The organism is Actinacidiphila polyblastidii, assembly GCF_036353415.1.
GTDB classification, from domain to species: Bacteria; Actinomycetota; Actinomycetes; order Streptomycetales; family Streptomycetaceae; genus Actinacidiphila; species Actinacidiphila polyblastidii.
In genome coordinates this window covers 1-17,216 of record NZ_JAZEWV010000022.1, presented here as the reverse complement: position 1 = coordinate 17,216, position 17,216 = coordinate 1, and the positions used below count along the sequence as shown (strand labels likewise).

Genomic DNA, 17,216 nt, shown 5'->3' with positions numbered 1-17,216 from the left:
CGATTTCGACCGCACCGACGGCGTCCGCCGCCCCGCCCTCCTCGATCGAGCCGGGTGACTATTTCCCGGTTCGGCCGTTAGGTGGGCATAGCCGGACACTTCGCCAGGTCCGTGGCTTTCACGGTCGTGGTCCTGGCCGCCCGCACGGCGTCCTGCGATCGCGGGAAACCCGGGGAAGCGGGTGCGACCCGGTGCTGTATCCGTGGGTCAGCGCGCGGAGCTGAGTCGGGCCCACGGGAATCGACGTTGAGGAGAGACTCAGTGGCGGACATCTTCGCCAAGCAGCTGTCGCCGGTCATGCGGACGATGACGGGCCCGGGGCCCCGGCCGCTGTACCAGGCGGTGGAAGGCAGGGACGGCGAGGCCCTGATCGGCGGGGCGCGTGTGGTGATGGCGGCGTGCAACGACTACCTGGGGCTGTCGGGTGATCCGCGGGTCTCCACGGCGGCGGCGCGGGCGGTGGAGCGGTACGGCACGTCGTGCTCCGGCAGCCGGCTGATCGGCGGGACGCTGCCGCTGCACGAGGAGCTGGAACGTGCGGTGGCCGCGTTCCTCGGCCAGGAGGCGGCGATCGTGACCACGACCGGCCACCAGGCGAACCTGGCGCTGACCCCGCTGTTCGGCGGGGGGGACGTCGTCTTCAGCGACATGGCCAACCACGCCTCCCTGGTCGACGCGGTCCGGGCCGGACGGGCCGAGAGCCGCCGGTACCGGCACTCCGACATGGGGCACCTGGAGAGGCAACTCGTCGCCGCCGACGGCGAGGCCGCGAAGATGATCATCACGGACGGGCTCTTCTCCGTCGAGGGCCACGTGTGCCGGCTGCCCGAACTAGCGGTCCTCGCTCGGCGCCATGGCGCCCGGCTGGTGGTCGACGGCGCCCATGACATCGGGTTGCTGGGCGCCGGCGGTCGGGGGGTCGCCGAGCACTTCGGCCTGATGGACGAGGTCGACCTCTGCACCGGAACCTTCTCCAAGTGCTTCGGGTCGATCGGCGGCTTCCTCGCCGGACCCGCCGAGGTGATCCACTTCCTCCGCTACACGGCCCGATCGGTGATCTTCACCGCGTCCATGCCGCCGGCCTCCGCCGCGGCCGCGCTCGCCGCCCTGGAGGTCATCGTGCGGGAACCCGAGCGCCGTACACGCGTGTTCGAGGTGGCGCGGCGGGTGAGGACCGGATTGCGGGCGCTCGGCTTCGACACCGGGGAGTCACTGACTCCGATCGTTCCGGTGCACATCGGGGAGACGGGGATGTGCGGGCGGATGTGGCAGGAAGTCCTGCACGAGGGGGTGTTCACCAGCGTGGTGGTCGCCCCCGCGGTGGCGGAGGGCCACGGGCTGATCCGGCTGTCGCTGCAGGCCACCCATACCGACGACCACATCGCCCGGATCCTCGGCGCGTTCGCCGCCGCGGGCCGGCGCCTGGGGCTCATCCCCCCGCAGCCCCAGGCCGCCCCGCACCAGCGGCTCGCTCCCGCCACAGCGGCCGGTGTGTCATGACCGTCACCGTCACGCCTGTCGAAGGCCGCGCCGACACCACCGCCTTCATCCGCCTCCCGTACGCCCTCTACCGTGGCGACCCGCTGTGGGTCGCCCCGCTGGAGCGCGAGCAGCGGGCTTTCCTCGACCCGCGGCGCAATCCCTTCCACGCGGTGGGCGCGGTTCGCCTCTATCTCGCCCGCCGAGGCGGCACCGTCATCGGACGGATCGCCGCGATCTCCGACCCCCGCTACCAGGAGCGGCACGACCCGAAGTGCGGCCACTTCGGCCTCTTCGAGTGCGTGGACGACACCGAGGCCGCCGCCGCCCTCTTCAACGCCGCCGCCGATTGGCTCGGCGAGCAGGGCCTGACCCGGATGCTCGGCCCGCTCAGCTTCTCCACGAACCACGAGTGCGGCTTGCTCGTCGACGGCTTCGACGGGCCGCCCACCATGCTCATGCCGCACAACCCTCCCTACTACCCGAAGCTCTTCGCCGGCTGTGACTTCACCAAGGCCAAGGACCTGCTGTCCTGGCGCGTTCCGATGCCCGCCGGCGGGGAGCCCCCCGCCCTCTTCCGGCGGGCCGCCGAAGAGGCCCTGAGCGCGCCTGACGTCCTGATCCGCCCGATGAACCGCCGTCGCTTCGACACCGACATGGCCGCCATCCGGGGCATCTACAACGACGCCTGGTCCGAGAACTACGCCTCCGTCCCCATGACCGACCAGGAGTTCGCCCACACGATCCGGCAGATGAAGCCCCTGATGCGCCCGGAGCTGGTCCAGATCGCCGAGGTCCACGGCGAGCCCGCCGCCTTCGCCCTCATCCTCCCGGACGCCAACCAGGCCCTGCGTGCCGCCCGCGGCCGCCTGACCACCTACGGTCTGCCCATCGGGCTCGTGCGCGTCCAACGCGCCACCCGCCGCATCGACCGCATCCGGGTCATCGCCGCCGGGGTCAGGAAGGAGCACCGGACCCGCGGCCTCGGCGCCGCGCTCATCACCCAGGCGCAGCGCGCCGCGTTCCGCCTCGGCTACACCGAGACCGAGGTGTCCTGGATCCTCGAGGACAACCACTTGGCCAACCGCTCCACCGAAGCCCTGGGCGGCATCCACTTCCGCACCCACCGCCTCTACGAGCGCACCGCGTGAAGTACCTCGTCACCGGGGCCACCGGCTTCATCGGCGCCCGGATGGTCGCGCGGCTCGCCGCACACGGGCACGACATCACCGCCCTCGTCCGCGACCGCCGGCACGTCCCCCACGCCCGGACCGTCCAGGGGGACCTCGCCACCGGGGCCGGCCTGTCGGCGGCCGTGCGGGACGCCGACCGCGTCATCCACCTCGCAGGACTCACGAAGGCCCGCACACCGCGGCACTTCGCCGAGGTCAACACCGAGGGGACCCGCCGCCTGTGCGCCGCCGTCGCCGCCCTCCCGCAGCCGCCGCGCCTGGTCTACTGCTCGTCCCTCGCCGCGGCCGGCCCGGGACGGCTGCGCCACGAAGACGACCCGCCCGATCCCGTCTCCGCGTACGGCCGCAGCAAGCTCGGCGGGGAGCGCGCCCTGCGTGACGCCGCCGACCGGGTTCCCGGCGTGGTCGTACGGCCGCCGATCGTGTACGGCCCCGGCGACGCCGAGTTCCTGCCGCGCCTGGTCACAGCGGTCCGGGCCGGACTGCTGCCCGCCGTCGGCGCCCGCGGACCGCGCCGCTACTCCCTCATCCACGTCGACGACCTGTGCCAGGCCCTGCTGCTGGCCGCCGACTCCGGCGCCGCGGGAGCGACTTACCACGTCAGCGACGGCACCGAACATCTCTGGCAGGACATCGGCGCCGCCGCTGCCGCCGCCGTCGGCCGACGACCGCCCCGCCTCGTCCACATCCCCGCGCTCGTGGCGATGTCCACGGCCCGCACCCTGGGCCGCGCCTCCCTGCTCAATCCGGACAAGATCAGCGAACTCGTGCACCCTGACTGGACCTGCGCCGGCGGCCGGCTCCCTTTCACCCCGCGCATCCTGCTCCACGAGGGCCTGGAGAGCGCCCTCGGCCATCGAAGCGGCAGACCGTGAGGGAGCCCGCGGCGCGCCGAAGGCTCTCCGCGCAGGAACGCTTCGTCTGGGCCGCCGGCCAGGTGCTGCCCGTCAACTTCGCCGTCATCGCCCGAATCCACGGCCGCGCCGAGCCCAGCGTGCTCCGTGCGGCCCTCGCCACCGCACGACGGCGCCACCCGCTCCTCGCGGCACGCGTCGCCGGCACCGGGCGGTGGCGGGCGTGGCTCACCACCGACGGCGTCCCCGGCCCGGAGCTCCGCGTCGTCCGGGCGACGGATCCCGGCAGGTGGGCCCGGGTGGTCGAGGAGGAGGTCCAGCGCCCCTTCGACACGGTCACCGGTCCGCTGGCCCGCTTCGTCCTCGTGGACGCCGGGGAGTCCTTCGATCTCATCAGCGTCTACCACCACCTGGTCTCCGACGTGAACTCGGCGGCCATCGTCATCCACGACATCCTCCGCGGCCCCGCCGACGGCGCGTGCGCGCCCGTCCTCCCAGCACCCGCCGACGCACTCCTGCCCCGGCCCAGGCCGGCGCTCTCCGACCTCCGCAAACTCGCCGGCTCGCTCAGCGGCCGCACCCACCGACCCCACCCCGGCGGTCCCCTGACCTTCGCCACCTGGTCCCTGGGGAAGAAGGAGACCGCCGCGCTCCTGGCCCGCTGCCGCGCCGAAGGCGCCACCCTGCAGGCGGCGCTCTGCACCGCCTTCGCCCGCGCCTTCGCGCGATCCGTGCACATCGCCGTGACGGCAGACCTGCGCCGCGTCCTCGACCCGGCCGCCCGCTCGGCCGTCGGCCTCTACGCCACCGCCTTCGTCCAGCCCATCGACACCACCGGCACCGATTTCTGGGCTCAGGTCCGTACCGTCAGAGCTGACATCCACCGCCGTCTGGCCCCGGACGAACTCGGCCCGCTCGTCCGCGCCTACCGCCTGATGGCCTTCGTCCCCCACCAGGCGATCGGGTCCCTGCTCCACCGCAGTGAGTCCCAAGGCGCCCGTTTCGATGTGTCGATCAGCAACACCCGCCTCCCGATCCCCACCGACTACGGCCCCCTGCGCCTGTCCGCCCTCTACGGCGCCGCACACACCAGCCTCTCCGGTGCGCCCCTGGTCATCGCCCTGGGCGTCGAGGGCCGCCTGTGCCTCAGCGTGACGTCGACGGACGCCGCCGGCTCGCAGGACCTGTGCGAGCGGGCGATGTCCCACCTCACGACGGCACTCGGCTGACGTTCGCCGTGACCGGCCCAACGATCCGTTGGATATGGTGACATGTCGGCACCTGGATCGCAGGCGTCGCCCGCGCCCCTCGATCCGGACGGGCGCGGACAGCCGTACTCCGAGAGGAACGAGCGATGACGCTCCCTCACACCGATCGCGCCCAGCGCCTACGGGCCTCCCCACCGGTGTTCCGCTCACCGTTCCTCGACCGCTTCACCCGGGTGCACCCGGCCGTGCCCGTGCTCCTGTACGGCCCGGTGGTCGTCCTCCTCGCCGTCCTGGCGCTCGCCCGCCTCAAGCCGGCCACCTTCGTCGGAGACTGCGTGCTCGGTTACGGCGCATGGACGTTGACGGAGTACTGGGTCCACCGTGCGGTCTTCCACTTCTCTCCCCGCGGCCCCTGGGGAGAGCGGCTGCACTGGGTGATGCACGGCATCCACCACGACCATCCCAACGACCCGCGGCGCCTGGTCATGCCTCCCCTGGCCAGTCTCCCCATCATCGGATCCCCCGTCGGGGTGATGCTGCTGGTGCTCGGCGCCGGGCACGGCTCCGCCGCCGCGACCGGCTACGTCGCCGGGTACGTCGTCTACGACGAGCTGCACTTCCACCTGCACCACGACTCCCCGTCGACCGCACTCGGGCGCCGCCTGCGCAACCACCACCTGCGGCACCACTTCCAGGACGACAGCCGCGGTTTCGGCATCAGCTGCCCCTACTGGGACCACGTCTTCGCCACCGCCCCGAAGCGCAGGGCACCGGCGAACCGACCGTGCGGCGCCCGCTGTCGGCCCGAGGCGCGGTCGCGGTTCACCTCGCGGCGCATCTGACTGCGACTCAGCGGGGCGGTGCGGCGCCGCTGTGCCGTTGAATGACATGTCCGCTGCGTCGGAAGGACCCACTTCCTGGCATCGCCGGCGCCGAGCCGACCGCGGGCGCCGCGGCCACCGTGCCGCCGCCGTCCTGGATCGGGGCGGCGACCGACATCAGCGGACCAGGTCTCGCGCGGACCACCGTGGCGCAACCCCGCCGTCGCACCTCGGCCAGCGCCTGGCGCAGCTCACCGGCAGGGATCGGGACGTCCTCGGGTCCGGTGCGCCATGCACGGTCGAGGCACGCCTGCTGCTCGGCGGAGCCGGAGAAGGCCGGCAGGACCTGGCCCGCCCCGGTGGAGCGAAGGGGCACGGCCGCCCACCCGGTACAGCGGGCCCGGCCGGTCAGCCGGCCGGATCGGCGGCGGGCTCCTGGCTGCTCGGGCTCGTGTTGTGGTCGTGGATGAGACGCAGCGCCTCGTCGCGATCCCGCCGGTCCAGGGCGTCCACCAGGTCGCTGTGCAGCTGGTGGCGTGCGGCGATGTACTCGCGCAGCGGCTCCTCGCCGAAGGGCTGCACGGCCAGGGTGTGGGCCTCGATGAGGTCGAGGAGGTTGCTGTAGAGGGAACGCAGCAGTGCGTTGGGGCTGATGGCCGCTATCCGGGCGTGCAACCGCCAGTTGGCGTGGACGAAGGCCACCGGGTCCTCGGCCGAGACCGCCAGCGCCATCGCGTGCAACTGCTCGCGCAGTCCGGCGATGTCGGCCGGCGAGGCGTGCCAGAGCGCGTCCTCGATGAGCAGCGGGTCGAGGGCGTCGCGGATGCGCACGGCCTCGGCCACATCGGTCTGCTGGGAGTCCAGGGCGAGCACGGAGTTGCCCAGCCGGACCATGGGTGACTGCTCGGCGCTGAACAGCCCTCCGCCGGGCCCGGGGCGCACCGTGATCACCCCGCGGGCCTGGAGCATCCGCAACGACTCGTTGAAGGTGCCCACCGAGACCCCGCACCGCACCCGCAGCTCCTCCTTGGTGCCCAGCCGCACTCCCGGGCCGGTCGCCTCGGCGAGGTCGATGAGCCGGCGGGCGGCGGCCTCCGCGCGGGTGCCGGCCCCGCCTGCGCCGCGGCCCGACGGCGAGCCGGCCGGCAGGGGGCCGGCCGTCAGCGATCCGCCCGGCGCTCCGGCCGCGGGGCGACCGTCGGCGGGGGTGCGGCCGTCCTGGCGTTGCCGTGCAGTGGACAGGCTGTGGCTGTCGTCACGTGCGGCGCTCAACGTCCCTCCCGGTGCTATCGAGCAATTGAATATGCACGTTACGGCATTCGGGGCTTGACGTCAGCTTCACCACCGCGCAACATCATGATAATCATCATGCTGGATTCGGGCACCGGATCCGGTTCGACTCGCTTCCCAGGAGTGCCCGTGCGCATCGCCAATCTTCGTGACCGACTGGTACTGGTTCGGCAGGACCGGGCGATCGATGTCGAGCAGGCCAGCGCGGGCTGCTTCGGCGCCGATCCGCAGGCTGTATACGCACGCTGGGCGGAGTTCCGCGCCTGGGCGGCCGAGGCCGAGGAGCGCGGCGGCCTGCCGGAGGGAAGCGCCTTCACCGCGGCCGACCTGGGCGCGCCCGCCCCCGCGCCGCGGCAGGTGCTGGCGATCGGGCTGAACTACCGCGACCACGCCTCGGAATCGGGATTCGGCGCGCCGGAGGGGCTGCCGCCGGTCTTCACCAAGTTCGTGACCAGCATCAGCGGCCCCGAGACCGAGGTGGTCCTGCCCGAAGGCGGCCACACCGACTGGGAGGTGGAACTGGTCGCGGTGGTCGGGACGGAGGCCCACCGGGTATCGGCCGACGCGGCGTGGGAGCACGTGGCGGGGCTCGCGGTCGGGCAGGACATCTCCGAGCGGGTCAGCCAGCTCGCCGGCCCCGTCCCCCAGTTCAGCCTCGGCAAGTCCTTCCCGGGCTTCGCACCGATCGGACCGTGGCTCGTCACCCCGGACGAGTTCGACAACCCCGACGACCTCGAACTGCGGTGCACGATCAACGGCGAGGAGGTCCAGAAGGGCCGCACCCGCGACCTGATCTTCTCGGTGCCCGCCCTGATCGCCGGATTGTCCGCGGTGCTGCCGCTGCTCCCCGGCGACGTCATCTTCACCGGCACCCCGGCCGGGGTGGGCCTGGGCCGGGACCCGCAGCGCTGGCTGGCCCCGGGCGACGACCTGGTGAGCACCATCGAGGGCATCGGCGAGCTGCGCCAGCGCTTCACCGCCTGACCGCGCCGCGACCCACCGGCCGCGTCCGCACCCACCGCCGCCCACCGCCACGCGCTGCCGCCCAGCGCCACGCACCGCCACGCACTGCCGCCACCTGCCACGGCCGAACGGACGAAGGAGTCCCCGACATGGCACTGCACCGTCTGACCTCCGTCACCATGGGGGTCCCCGACGTCGCCCGGACCGCCGCCTACTACACCGACTTCGGTCTGGGTGCGGAGGCCGACGGATGGTTCAGCACCCGCGACGCCGGCCGCCAGCTGCGGATCGTGCCCGCGGCCACCCGCCGCCTGATCGAGGTGCGCGTCGGCGTCGACCACCCCGACGACCTGGCCGCGGCCGCGGACCGGCTGTGCCGCCTCGACGTCACGGTCGAGCGCACTCCCGGCACGCTGACCGCCTACGACGGGCCGACGGGTGTCCGCGCGGTACTGGAGATCGCCCCGCGCCTCGTGCAGGACCCGGTGGCACCGACCCCGTACAACGGTCCGGGCCGCACCGAGCGCGCCGGCTCCCGAGCGCCGGGCGTGCTGCGCACGGCCGCGGTGCGCCCGCGCAAGCTCGGGCACGCCGTGATCGGAAGCACCGACCTCGCGGTCACCGCGGCGTTCTTCCGGGACGGCCTGGGGTTCAGGGCGAGCGACTACATCAAGGACCACGGGGCGTTCCTGCGCTGCTCCACCGACCACCACAACATCCTGGTGCTGGCCGCCCCCGTCACCTTCCTGCACCACACCTCCTGGCAGGTCGACGACGTCGACGAGGTCGGCCGCGGCGCCTTCGCGATGCTGGAGGACCACCCGGAGCGGCACGTGTGGGGCCTGGGCCGCCACCACGCCGGCTCCAACTTCTTCTGGTACCTCAAGGACCCGGCCGGCAACTTCTCCGAGTACTACTCCGACATGGACTGCATCGTGGACGACCAGCTGTGGACCCCGGAGGTGCTGGAAGGCGCCAAGGGCCTGTTCGACTGGGGTCCGCCCCCGCCCCCCTCGTTCCTGCACCCCGAGGACCTCGCCGCCCTCATGACCGGCACGCACAGCCAGGCAAGGTGACCCGTGATCCCCGACCCCACCGCCCCCGCCGGCCTCACCGCCCCCGCCGCCCCCGCCGCCCCCGCGGAAACCTGTGACGTCGCGATCGTCGGCTTCGGCCCCGTCGGTCAGATGCTCGCGCTGCTCCTGGGCCGGGCCGGCCACCGCGTCGTCGCACTGGAGCGCTGGCCGCAGCCGTACGACCTGCCGCGCGCCGTGCACTTCGACGACGAGGTCGGCCGCATCTTCCAGAACGCCGGGATCGCCGCGGAGGTCGCCTCCGTCACCGATCCGGTCCCCGACCACTACGAGTGGCGCACCGCCGCGGGCGAGCCCCTGGTCCGCATCGACTGGTCGGGCACCGGCCCGAGCGGCTGGCCGGTGGCGAACTTCTTCTCCCAGCCCGACCTGGAGGCCGTCCTCACCAGGGCCGCCTGCGCACAGCCCACCGTCACCGTGCACCGAGGCCACGACGTGGTGGCCCTGCACGAGCGGGCGGACCGGGTGCGGCTGACCGCGCGCACCACCAGCGGCGAGCAGCGCGTCCTGGACGCCCGCTACGTCGTCGGCGCCGACGGCGCGAACAGCTTCGTCCGCTCCCGCATGAACGTCGCCGTCACCGACCTCGGGTTCTTCTACGACTGGCTGATCGTCGACACCCTCCCCCACGACTTCGACCAGGTGCCGTGGTCGCCGATGAACTGGCAGCTGTGCGACCCGGCCCGCCCCACCACCGTGGTCTCCGGGGGCCCGCGCCGCCGCCGCTGGGAGTTCATGCGGCTGCCCGGCGAGAACGTCGAGCAGCTCAACACCGTGGAGTCGGCCTGGGAACTGCTCGCGCCGTGGGGGCGCACACCCGGGAACACCACGATCGAACGGCACGCCGTCTACACCTTCCAGGCCCGCTGGGCGGACCGCTGGAACCAGGACCGGCTGCTGCTGGCCGGCGACGCGGCGCACCAGATGCCGCCGTTCGCCGGACAGGGCATGTGCTCGGGCCTGCGCGACGCCGCGAACCTGTCCTGGAAGATGGACCTGGTCCTGCGCGGACTCGCCGGCGCCTGCCTGCTGGACACCTACACCAGCGAACGCAGCGTCCACCTGCAGCACGCCGTCGGCATGTCGATGGCCTTGGGGCAGGTCATCTGCGTCCTGGACCCCGCGCAGGCCGCCGAACGCGACGCCCGCATGATCGCCGCGGACGCCGACCCCGCGCGTGCGCTGCCGCCGGCCCCGCCGCCGGTCCTGGGCGACGGCGTCCTCCAGCACGGGCCCGACGGCAGCCGCGCACCGGACGTCGGCCACCTCACCCCCCAGTTCCCCGTCGCCCACGCCGGCCGCACCGCGCTGCTGGACGACCTCACCGGCCCGGGTTTCACCCTGCTCACCGACGGCGCCGGCCCGCTCGACGCCCTCGACGAGACCGACCGCGCCTTCCTCGACTCCATCGGCACCACCGTCGTACCGCTGTCCAGCGAGCCGTCGGCGTCCGGCGGCTACCTCGACACGGAGGGCGCCTACCTCGGCCACCTGGTCGCACACGGCCACACGGCGGCCCTGATCCGCCCCGACTCCTATCTGTACGGCGCCACCGCGCTCCCCCACGAACTGCCCGGCCTCGTGGCGCAGTTGCGCACCCAGCTGGCCGCGGACAGTACCGCGGACCGCACGCCGGGCACGCCTCCCGCCCCGACGGCCGCCAGGCCGCTCGCCACCACGCCCGACCGCTAGCGCTCCGACCAGCCGCCCACCGGCCCGGCCCGCGCACGCACCGGCGGCGTGGCTGACAAAGGACTCCCTCATGGACAAGACAGTGGCCCGCGCCGACCAGGCGGTGGCCGACATACCCCACGGCGCGTCGCTGGCCGTAGGAGGATTCGGGCTCTGCGGCATCCCGAGCGTCCTCATCGGCCGGCTGCACGCGCAGGGCGCCGGCCGACTGGAGATCGTCTCCAACAACTGCGGCACCGACGGCCACGGGCTGGGAATCCTGCTCGACGCCGGCCGCATCGCCCGCGTCACCGGCTCCTACGTCGGCGAGAACAAGGAGTTCGCCCGGCAGTACCTCTCCGGCGAGCTGGAGGTCGAACTGACCCCGCAGGGCACGCTCGCCGAGCGCCTGCGGGCCGGCGGCTGCGGCATCCCCGCCTTCTACACCCCGGCCGGGGTGGGCACCCAGGTCGCCGAGGGCGGCCTGCCCTGGCGCTACGCCCCGGACGGCGCCGTCGCCGTCGCCTCCCCGGCCAAGGAGGTACGGACCTTCGGCGGCAGCGACTACGTGCTGGAGCACGCCATCACCACCGCGTACGCCCTGGTCCGGGCCGCCCGCGGCGACCGCCACGGCAACCTGGTCTTCCACCGGTCGGCGCGGAACTTCAACTCGCTCGCGGCGATGGCGGGGCGCGTCACCGTCGCGGAGGTCGAGGAGCTGGTCGAGCCCGGCGAGCTCGCACCCGACGAGATCCACCTGCCCGGCATCTTCGTCCAGCGGATCGTCCCCCTCGACGCCCGCGACGCGGCGGACAAGCACATCGAACGGCGCACGGTCTCCGCGACGCCGTCCACGACCCGGGAGACGGTGCGCGGCTGATGGCATGGAACAGGAACGAGATGGCCGCGCGAGCCGGCGCCGAACTCGCCGACGGCTCGTACGTCAACCTGGGCATCGGCCTGCCCACCCTGATCCCCAACCACCTGCCGCCGGGCGTCCACGTCGTCCTCCAGTCGGAGAACGGCATCCTCGGCACCGGCCCCTACCCCGCGGAGGACGCGGTCGACCCCGACCTGATCAACGCGGGCAAGGAGACCGTCACCGTCCTGCCCGGCGCCTCCTTCTTCGACTCCGCGCTGTCCTTCGGGATGATCCGCGGCGGCCACATCGACACCGCCGTGCTGGGCGCCATGCAGGTCTCCGCCGCGGGCGACCTCGCCAACTGGATGATCCCCGGCAAGATGGTCAAGGGCATGGGCGGCGCGATGGACCTCGTCCACGGCGCGCGCCGCGTGATCGTCCTCATGGAGCACAGCGCCAAGGACGGCAGCCCGAAGATCGTCAGCGAGTGCACCCTCCCCCTCACCGGGCGCACCTGCGTGCACCGCATCATCACCGACCTGGCCGTCCTCGACGTCACCGACGACGGACTGGTCCTCGTCGAAACAGCCCCCGGCGTCACCCCCGCCGACATCCGCGCGGCGACAGCGGCACCCATCCTTCACCATGGATCCGGTCCCGCCTCATCGTCGAACCGGTCACCGGGCCCATCGGCGGCCACGCCGCGCCGCTCCTGGCCGGCACCGGCCTGAACGGCCACACGTACGCCGTCGACGCCCTGCTCGGCGCCACCGCACTGGCCGCCCCCGAGTGGTTCACGGCCGAACCCGCCCCCCTCGCCGGGCAGGAGTCCACCCGGCGGCCGACAAGACGGCGGCGCGGGCCGTGGAACGCCTTCGCAGCCGACCGGGCAGCGCCCTTCGTGCGATCGGCTGACCACCGGGCGCCGGCGGCAACCGGACCCTGCGCCGCGGTCCCGCGGCTGGAGGCGTCGGGGCACTCGCCCGAGCCGGCGCCGCCGTCGCAGCAGGGCCGCGGCGGGGGCCCGGCCGCGCACCTCCACCCCGCGCCCGGCCACCGAGGAGTACGATGGGACTACCGAGGGTATTTCGTGCACCCGCATCCAGCTCGTGTCGTTTTCGGCGATTGACGACCACCGGACCGATGCGAACCGGCCCGGGGTGAGGTTCGCGCCATGACGGCGACGACTGTGCGCACACTGCCGACCGGAGAGTCACCCGAGGTCCCGGTCTCCTCGAAGGAGCTGCGTGTCTCACTGACGCCCGCCGGCTCCGCCCCCGCCAGGATCGACGGAGCGTGGTGGCCGTACTCCCGCGATGTGGCCGCCGAACTCCCCGCCCTGATCGGCGAACTCGACGTGAAGTGGGACCGGATCACCCACGTCACCGTCAACCCCGCGTACTGGCCCGCGATTCCGCGCAAGGTGTCGGCCAACGGGCACGTGGTGAAGGTCGGTTGGTTCAAGGAGGAACAGGATCGGCATCAGGTGATGCTGCTCTCCTACCGTACGGGCCGCTGGGACCTCCTGGTGATCCCGCCGCAGACTCCTCCCGCCACCGCCGCCTGGCTGATGGCCGCCGCCGCCGACCCGCGGCGGACCGCCACCGGAAGCCAGCTGATGGCGGAGGCCGAGCACGTCGCGGCCGAAACGCCCCAGGAGAAGCCGGAAGCGGTCTGGGACTCCGAGGCCGGCCATGCCGCCCCCGGGGCGCTCCCGGCGTCACCGGACCCCGCGACGAGGGCGGCCTGAGGGCGGCTCCAGCACCACACGCCCCCTCGGCACGGCTCCGGCAACGCCGTCGCCCGCCCCTGATCGTCCACGCCTCCGGCCCGGTCCGCCCGGGCCCCCTGTGATCTCCGACCGCGACCACGTCATCGCCGCCGACGGCGGGTTCCAGGCGTCCCGCGCCTCACCGACGCCGCCGCCACGCGACCGGCTCGCTCGCGGACGCCTCGACGACCGGCCCACACCGGGCCAGGTGGCCGGCGACACCGACGCCCGCGACGCGGCCCCCGCCCCGAACTGACCGAGATCGGCGCCGGCGCCGATCTCGGCGCCGGCGAGGACCTTCTGCGAACGGTATGAGTATGGAAACCCGAGCGTTGCCCCGACGGTGCCGAGCCAGTGAGCTGGCCGGGCTGTCCCGCATGTGCCCCTACTGCAAGCGCACGATCCATCCCGCGGCGGTCAAGGTCGAGACGGCCGAGGCGCGTCCTGATCCCTTCTACACCCTGGACTGGTTCTGCCCCGACACGAACTGCAACGGCAGGACCCGCCTGAAGTAGGGGGAAGCGCCGGAGTGGCCCGCCCGCCACGCGCGGCCCCTCGCCGCCCGGTGCGCGGGGAACTCCCGATCGTTCTCCTGGCTGGGGGCCGGCAGCGCCGGCCGGGCGCACGACGAAGCACGACGAGGCGGACACGGGAGCCGGCGTGGATCGAGCTGTGGGGACGGACGGGGCTGCCCGGATCGAGGGCGACGGGGACGGAGGGGGCGAAGGGGACCACGACGGCGCGGAGCCGTCCGACCGGCCAGGACCGGAAGGCCGGAGGCAGCGCTCGTTGTGGAGGGAACTGCCGATCCTGGTGGTCGTCGCCCTGGTGCTCGCGCTGCTCGTCAAGACCTTCCTGATGCAGGCGTTCTCCATCCCCTCGGAGTCGATGCAGAACACTCTGCAGCCAGGGGACCGGGTCCTGGTCGACAAGCTGACCCCCTGGTTCGGCTCGAAACCCGAGCGCGGGGACGTGGTGGTCTTCCACGACCCGGCGGACTGGCTGGGCGGCGAGGGAGCCCGCCACCCCGATGCCGTGCAGAAGGCCCTCGGCTTCATCGGGCTCATGCCGGCGGCCGGCGAGCGGGACCTGATCAAGAGGGTCATCGGCGTGGCCGGCGACACGGTCGAGTGCCGGGGCACGGGACCGGTGTATGTCAACGGCAAGCCGCTGGACGAGCCCTACGTCTTCGCCGGCAACACCCCGTGCAGCAGCGACGACCAGGGCGGCCAGTTCGACGTCACCGTGCCCCAGGGCAGGATCTGGGTCATGGGCGACCACCGCCAGGACTCGTCGGACTCCCGGTACCACCGACTCGACACGACGCACGGCTTCGTCCCTGTCGGCAACGTCGTCGGGCGCGCCGTCGTCGTCGCCTGGCCGATCGACCGCTGGGCGACCCTGCCGGTCCCGGACACCTTCGGACAGCCGGGCATCCGCGCCGCGTCGGCGGCCGCCCCGGGCGCGCTGGGTCTGGCCGGGGCCGTCCCCCTCGTCCTGTGGCGTCGGCACCGCCGGCTCTGACGAGCGCGGAGGCCCGTGGCGCTCGGGAAACGGCCGTACGGGATGCCGGACGCCGGCCCGGAAGATGCGCGCGCCCGCCAGGTGAAGGATGGTGGACGTGTGGGGCATGTCCTCGGACGATGCCCCGCCCTGACGCGGCGCTCCCGCACCGGGCGTCCAGGTCGGTCCGCCGCTCCGTCGGGGAAGCGGTCGACGGCGGCACGGAATACGCCCCCATGAGGCTTTCCGCACTCTCCCAAAGGGCGATGGCTATGGATTCCAGAACCAGGACAATCGTTGCGGCGAGCGTCGCGGCCGGATATCTCGTCGGCCGCAACAACAAGGAGAAGTTCGCTCTCGGCCTCCTGTCCCTCGCGACGGGCCGCGCCATGGACCCGATGTCCCTGATCGGCCAGGGCATCAGGAAGTTCGCGGAGAGCCCCCAGTTCGAACAGGTCAGCGAATCCCTTACGAGCGCTCTGGAGCGGCAGACCCGCGCGCTCCTCGACGACGAGGCCGGCGGGGACGAGGACGACGAAGCGTCCCCGGCGGACGCGGGCCCGGAGCAGGACGACCCGGGGACGTCCGAAGCGGACGGGGAGGACGCCGAGGCGTCGGACGAGGAGGACGCCGAGGCGGAGGCCGGGCCGGAGGTCGAGGCTCGGGCCGAGTCGGAGGCCCGGTCGGGGGCCGAGGAAGAGGTGCCTCCGCCGTCCTCCCGGCGCCGTCCTGCCCGCCGCGAGAGCGCGGACGAGTCCTCCCCGCACGCGGCCGGAGTGCGCAACCCTCCCGCCGCCAAGGCCAGGGCGATGGCGGGAAAGGCCAGGGCCGAGAGGGCCGCCAGGAAGCCGGGCCCGAAGAACCCGCCCGCCGCGAAGGCGATGGCCAGGAAGGCGGCGAAGGAGCGGGACTCCTCCGCGTCGCCGGCGAAGCGGTCTCCGGCCCGCGGAGGCAAGCGCGGGTGAGCTGCCACCGGCCGTCCCGCGCCGGCCCGCAGTGCGACGCTCGACGAGGCCGATCGCGCCGCTCACCCGCCGCCGCGCGGAGATGTCGCGTTATCCCGCGCGCACCCCGATCGTGCTCGACAGTGGTAACCCGCAGCGGATCCACGAAGGAGCATGCCTTGGGTGTCGGTGCCCGCGTTCGACGGCGTCCACAACTGACCAGGTTCAGCGCCGTGTTGACGGTGGCCGCGGCCGCGGCTCTCATCGTTCCCCTCGCGGCGGCGCCGTCGCGTGCGGCCGCCGGCGACACCGGGGCGACGGCCGGCCGCGGGACGGTCTCGTCGGTCCCGCAGGACGGCGACGCGCGGACGCGCGCGCACCTGCGGGCGCTGGCGCGGGAGTTGGTGGACGAGGGGATGCCCGGGGTGATCGTGCGGGTGGACGACGGTCACGGCAGGCCGATCGAGATCACCGAGCAGGCCGCCTGGACGAGGAAGGACCACCGGCTCGGCGCGGACGACGAGGTCCGGGAGGCGTCCAACACCAAGACGGTGATGGCCACCCTCGTCCTGCAACTGGTCGCCGAGCACCGGCTCGCCCTCACCGACCCGGTGGACAAGTGGCTGCCCGGCCAGGTGCACGACGGCAGGGCCATCACCCTGCGCATGCTGCTCAACCACACCAGCGGGCTCTTCGACTACACCGACGACCCGGCCCTCGCCCCGGCGCTCACCGGCCATGACTCCCACGTGTGGACGTCGAAGGAGATCCTGGGCCTGGTGGCCGGGCACCCCGCGCTGTTCCCGCCGGGCACCCAGTGGTCCTACAGCAACACCAACTACATAGCGATCGGCGCCGTTCTGGAGAGGGCGACCGGGAAGAGCCTGGCGTCTCTGGTGCGCGACCGGATCGCCCGGCCGCTCGGACTCCGCCACACCTTCTACACCACCGGCGACGCCTGGCGCAGCCCGCACGCACACGGCTACGAACCCGACGCCGCCCACATGCCGCCGGACGTCCCGCCCGAGTTCCGGGACTACGCGGGACCGCGGCACGACGGCCACGTGGACGTCACCGGCGACTACCTCACCGCGGCCGAAGCGGACGGCGCGATCGTGTCCACCGCCCGGGACTGGTCCCGCTACTACACCGCGCTGATGTCGGGCCGCCTGCTGCCCGCCGCCCAGTTGGCCGAGATGCGCACCACCGTGCCCGAGGAGGGGCCCGGGGACCCGGACGACCTGCGCTACGGGCTCGGCATCGAGAGCGAGGCGTCCTCCTGCGGCGCGGTGTGGGACCACATCGGTGTCGTCCCGGGCTACGCGACGTACAACGTCACCGACCCCACCGGCCGTCGCACGGCGTCCTTCTTCTTCGCCACCTCCACCCTCGACAAGGAGGAGCACCGGACCGGCGCGTCCCTCATGGATGCGGTGACCTGCGCCCTGTTCGACTGACGCCCGCGGTCCGGTGGCACCCTCGGCGCCCCTCCACGGCCTGCACGTCGCGGCGAGGGGAGCGGGGGGGGGGGCGGGGCCGGCGCGGGCCCCCGTCCCCCCGCGG

The 17,216-nt window shown here is 73.3% G+C and carries 18 protein-coding genes; 16 read left to right on the top strand and 2 right to left on the bottom strand.

Translation table 11 applies throughout. From position 1 onward, the window contains the following. Window positions 1-261: 261 nt before the first annotated feature. From V2S66_RS23165 to V2S66_RS23145, 5 genes are all read left to right on the top strand, one after another. The gene (locus V2S66_RS23165; protein WP_330798023.1) at window positions 262-1,500 is read left to right on the top strand and encodes an aminotransferase class I/II-fold pyridoxal phosphate-dependent enzyme; all 1,239 of its coding nucleotides are present in this window, start codon (window positions 262-264) and stop codon (window positions 1,498-1,500) included. After that, window positions 1,497-2,630: a GNAT family N-acetyltransferase gene (locus V2S66_RS23160; RefSeq protein WP_330798021.1), complete on the top strand. Its 1,134-nt coding sequence runs from the start codon at window positions 1,497-1,499 to the stop codon at window positions 2,628-2,630. Before V2S66_RS23165 ends, V2S66_RS23160 begins: the two co-directional genes overlap by 4 nt. Then, the gene (locus tag V2S66_RS23155; RefSeq protein WP_330798020.1) at window positions 2,627-3,547 is read left to right on the top strand and encodes an NAD-dependent epimerase/dehydratase family protein; all 921 of its coding nucleotides are present in this window, start codon (window positions 2,627-2,629) and stop codon (window positions 3,545-3,547) included. Before V2S66_RS23160 ends, V2S66_RS23155 begins: the two co-directional genes overlap by 4 nt. Then, window positions 3,544-4,755, top strand: coding sequence for a condensation domain-containing protein (locus tag V2S66_RS23150; RefSeq protein ID WP_330798019.1), 1,212 nt, complete (start codon window positions 3,544-3,546; stop codon window positions 4,753-4,755). Before V2S66_RS23155 ends, V2S66_RS23150 begins: the two co-directional genes overlap by 4 nt. A gap of 125 nt (window positions 4,756-4,880) precedes the next feature. Beyond that, window positions 4,881-5,576, top strand: coding sequence for a sterol desaturase family protein (locus V2S66_RS23145; protein ID WP_330798018.1), 696 nt, complete (start codon window positions 4,881-4,883; stop codon window positions 5,574-5,576). Window positions 5,577-5,583: 7 nt separating this feature from the next. On the opposite strand, the gene V2S66_RS23140 is transcribed toward V2S66_RS23145, so the two are convergent. Further along, window positions 5,584-5,931: an IclR family transcriptional regulator domain-containing protein gene (locus V2S66_RS23140; RefSeq protein WP_330798016.1), complete on the bottom strand. Its 348-nt coding sequence runs from the start codon at window positions 5,929-5,931 to the stop codon at window positions 5,584-5,586. A gap of 32 nt (window positions 5,932-5,963) precedes the next feature. Further along, a complete protein-coding gene (locus V2S66_RS23135; protein WP_330798014.1) occupies window positions 5,964-6,827 on the bottom strand; it encodes a FadR/GntR family transcriptional regulator in 864 nt (287 codons plus the stop codon). 147 nt (window positions 6,828-6,974) lie between these two features. Here V2S66_RS23135 and V2S66_RS23130 point away from each other — a divergent pair, with 147 nt between their 5' ends. The 11 genes from V2S66_RS23130 (at window position 6,975) to V2S66_RS23080 (ending at window position 17,110) form a co-directional block, all read left to right on the top strand. Continuing rightward, the gene (locus V2S66_RS23130) at window positions 6,975-7,829 is read left to right on the top strand and encodes a fumarylacetoacetate hydrolase family protein (RefSeq protein WP_330798012.1); all 855 of its coding nucleotides are present in this window, start codon (window positions 6,975-6,977) and stop codon (window positions 7,827-7,829) included. 128 nt (window positions 7,830-7,957) lie between these two features. Beyond that, window positions 7,958-8,884 carry a VOC family protein gene (locus V2S66_RS23125; protein WP_330798010.1) on the top strand — a complete coding sequence of 309 codons (927 nt, stop codon included), beginning with the start codon at window positions 7,958-7,960 and terminating at the stop codon, window positions 8,882-8,884. 3 nt (window positions 8,885-8,887) lie between these two features. Further along, a complete protein-coding gene (gene mhpA, locus V2S66_RS23120; RefSeq protein WP_330798009.1) occupies window positions 8,888-10,594 on the top strand; it encodes a bifunctional 3-(3-hydroxy-phenyl)propionate/3-hydroxycinnamic acid hydroxylase MhpA in 1,707 nt (568 codons plus the stop codon). Window positions 10,595-10,664: 70 nt separating this feature from the next. Next, complete coding sequence (locus tag V2S66_RS23115) at window positions 10,665-11,453, top strand: CoA transferase subunit A (protein ID WP_330798007.1); 789 nt, start codon at window positions 10,665-10,667, stop codon at window positions 11,451-11,453. Continuing rightward, window positions 11,453-12,166: a CoA transferase subunit B gene (locus tag V2S66_RS23110; RefSeq protein ID WP_330798005.1), complete on the top strand. Its 714-nt coding sequence runs from the start codon at window positions 11,453-11,455 to the stop codon at window positions 12,164-12,166. The genes V2S66_RS23115 and V2S66_RS23110 overlap by 1 nt, the downstream gene beginning before the upstream one ends. 443 nt (window positions 12,167-12,609) lie before the next feature. Next, window positions 12,610-13,185: a DUF5994 family protein gene (locus V2S66_RS23105; protein ID WP_330798004.1), complete on the top strand. Its 576-nt coding sequence runs from the start codon at window positions 12,610-12,612 to the stop codon at window positions 13,183-13,185. Window positions 13,186-13,285: 100 nt separating this feature from the next. Then, entirely contained in the window at window positions 13,286-13,462 is a 177-nt protein-coding gene (locus tag V2S66_RS23100; RefSeq protein WP_330798002.1) for a hypothetical protein, read from the top strand. 121 nt (window positions 13,463-13,583) lie between these two features. Then, entirely contained in the window at window positions 13,584-13,721 is a 138-nt protein-coding gene (locus V2S66_RS23095; protein ID WP_330798000.1) for a hypothetical protein, read from the top strand. 145 nt (window positions 13,722-13,866) lie between these two features. Further along, a complete protein-coding gene (lepB, locus tag V2S66_RS23090; RefSeq protein ID WP_330797998.1) occupies window positions 13,867-14,730 on the top strand; it encodes a signal peptidase I in 864 nt (287 codons plus the stop codon). Window positions 14,731-14,981: 251 nt separating this feature from the next. Beyond that, window positions 14,982-15,674, top strand: coding sequence for a hypothetical protein (locus V2S66_RS23085; RefSeq protein ID WP_330797996.1), 693 nt, complete (start codon window positions 14,982-14,984; stop codon window positions 15,672-15,674). A 212-nt stretch (window positions 15,675-15,886) separates the two neighbouring features. Further along, window positions 15,887-17,110 (top strand): serine hydrolase domain-containing protein, encoded by a 1,224-nt coding sequence (locus tag V2S66_RS23080; protein ID WP_330797994.1) that lies wholly within the window; start codon window positions 15,887-15,889, stop codon window positions 17,108-17,110. Window positions 17,111-17,216 lie beyond the last annotated feature (106 nt).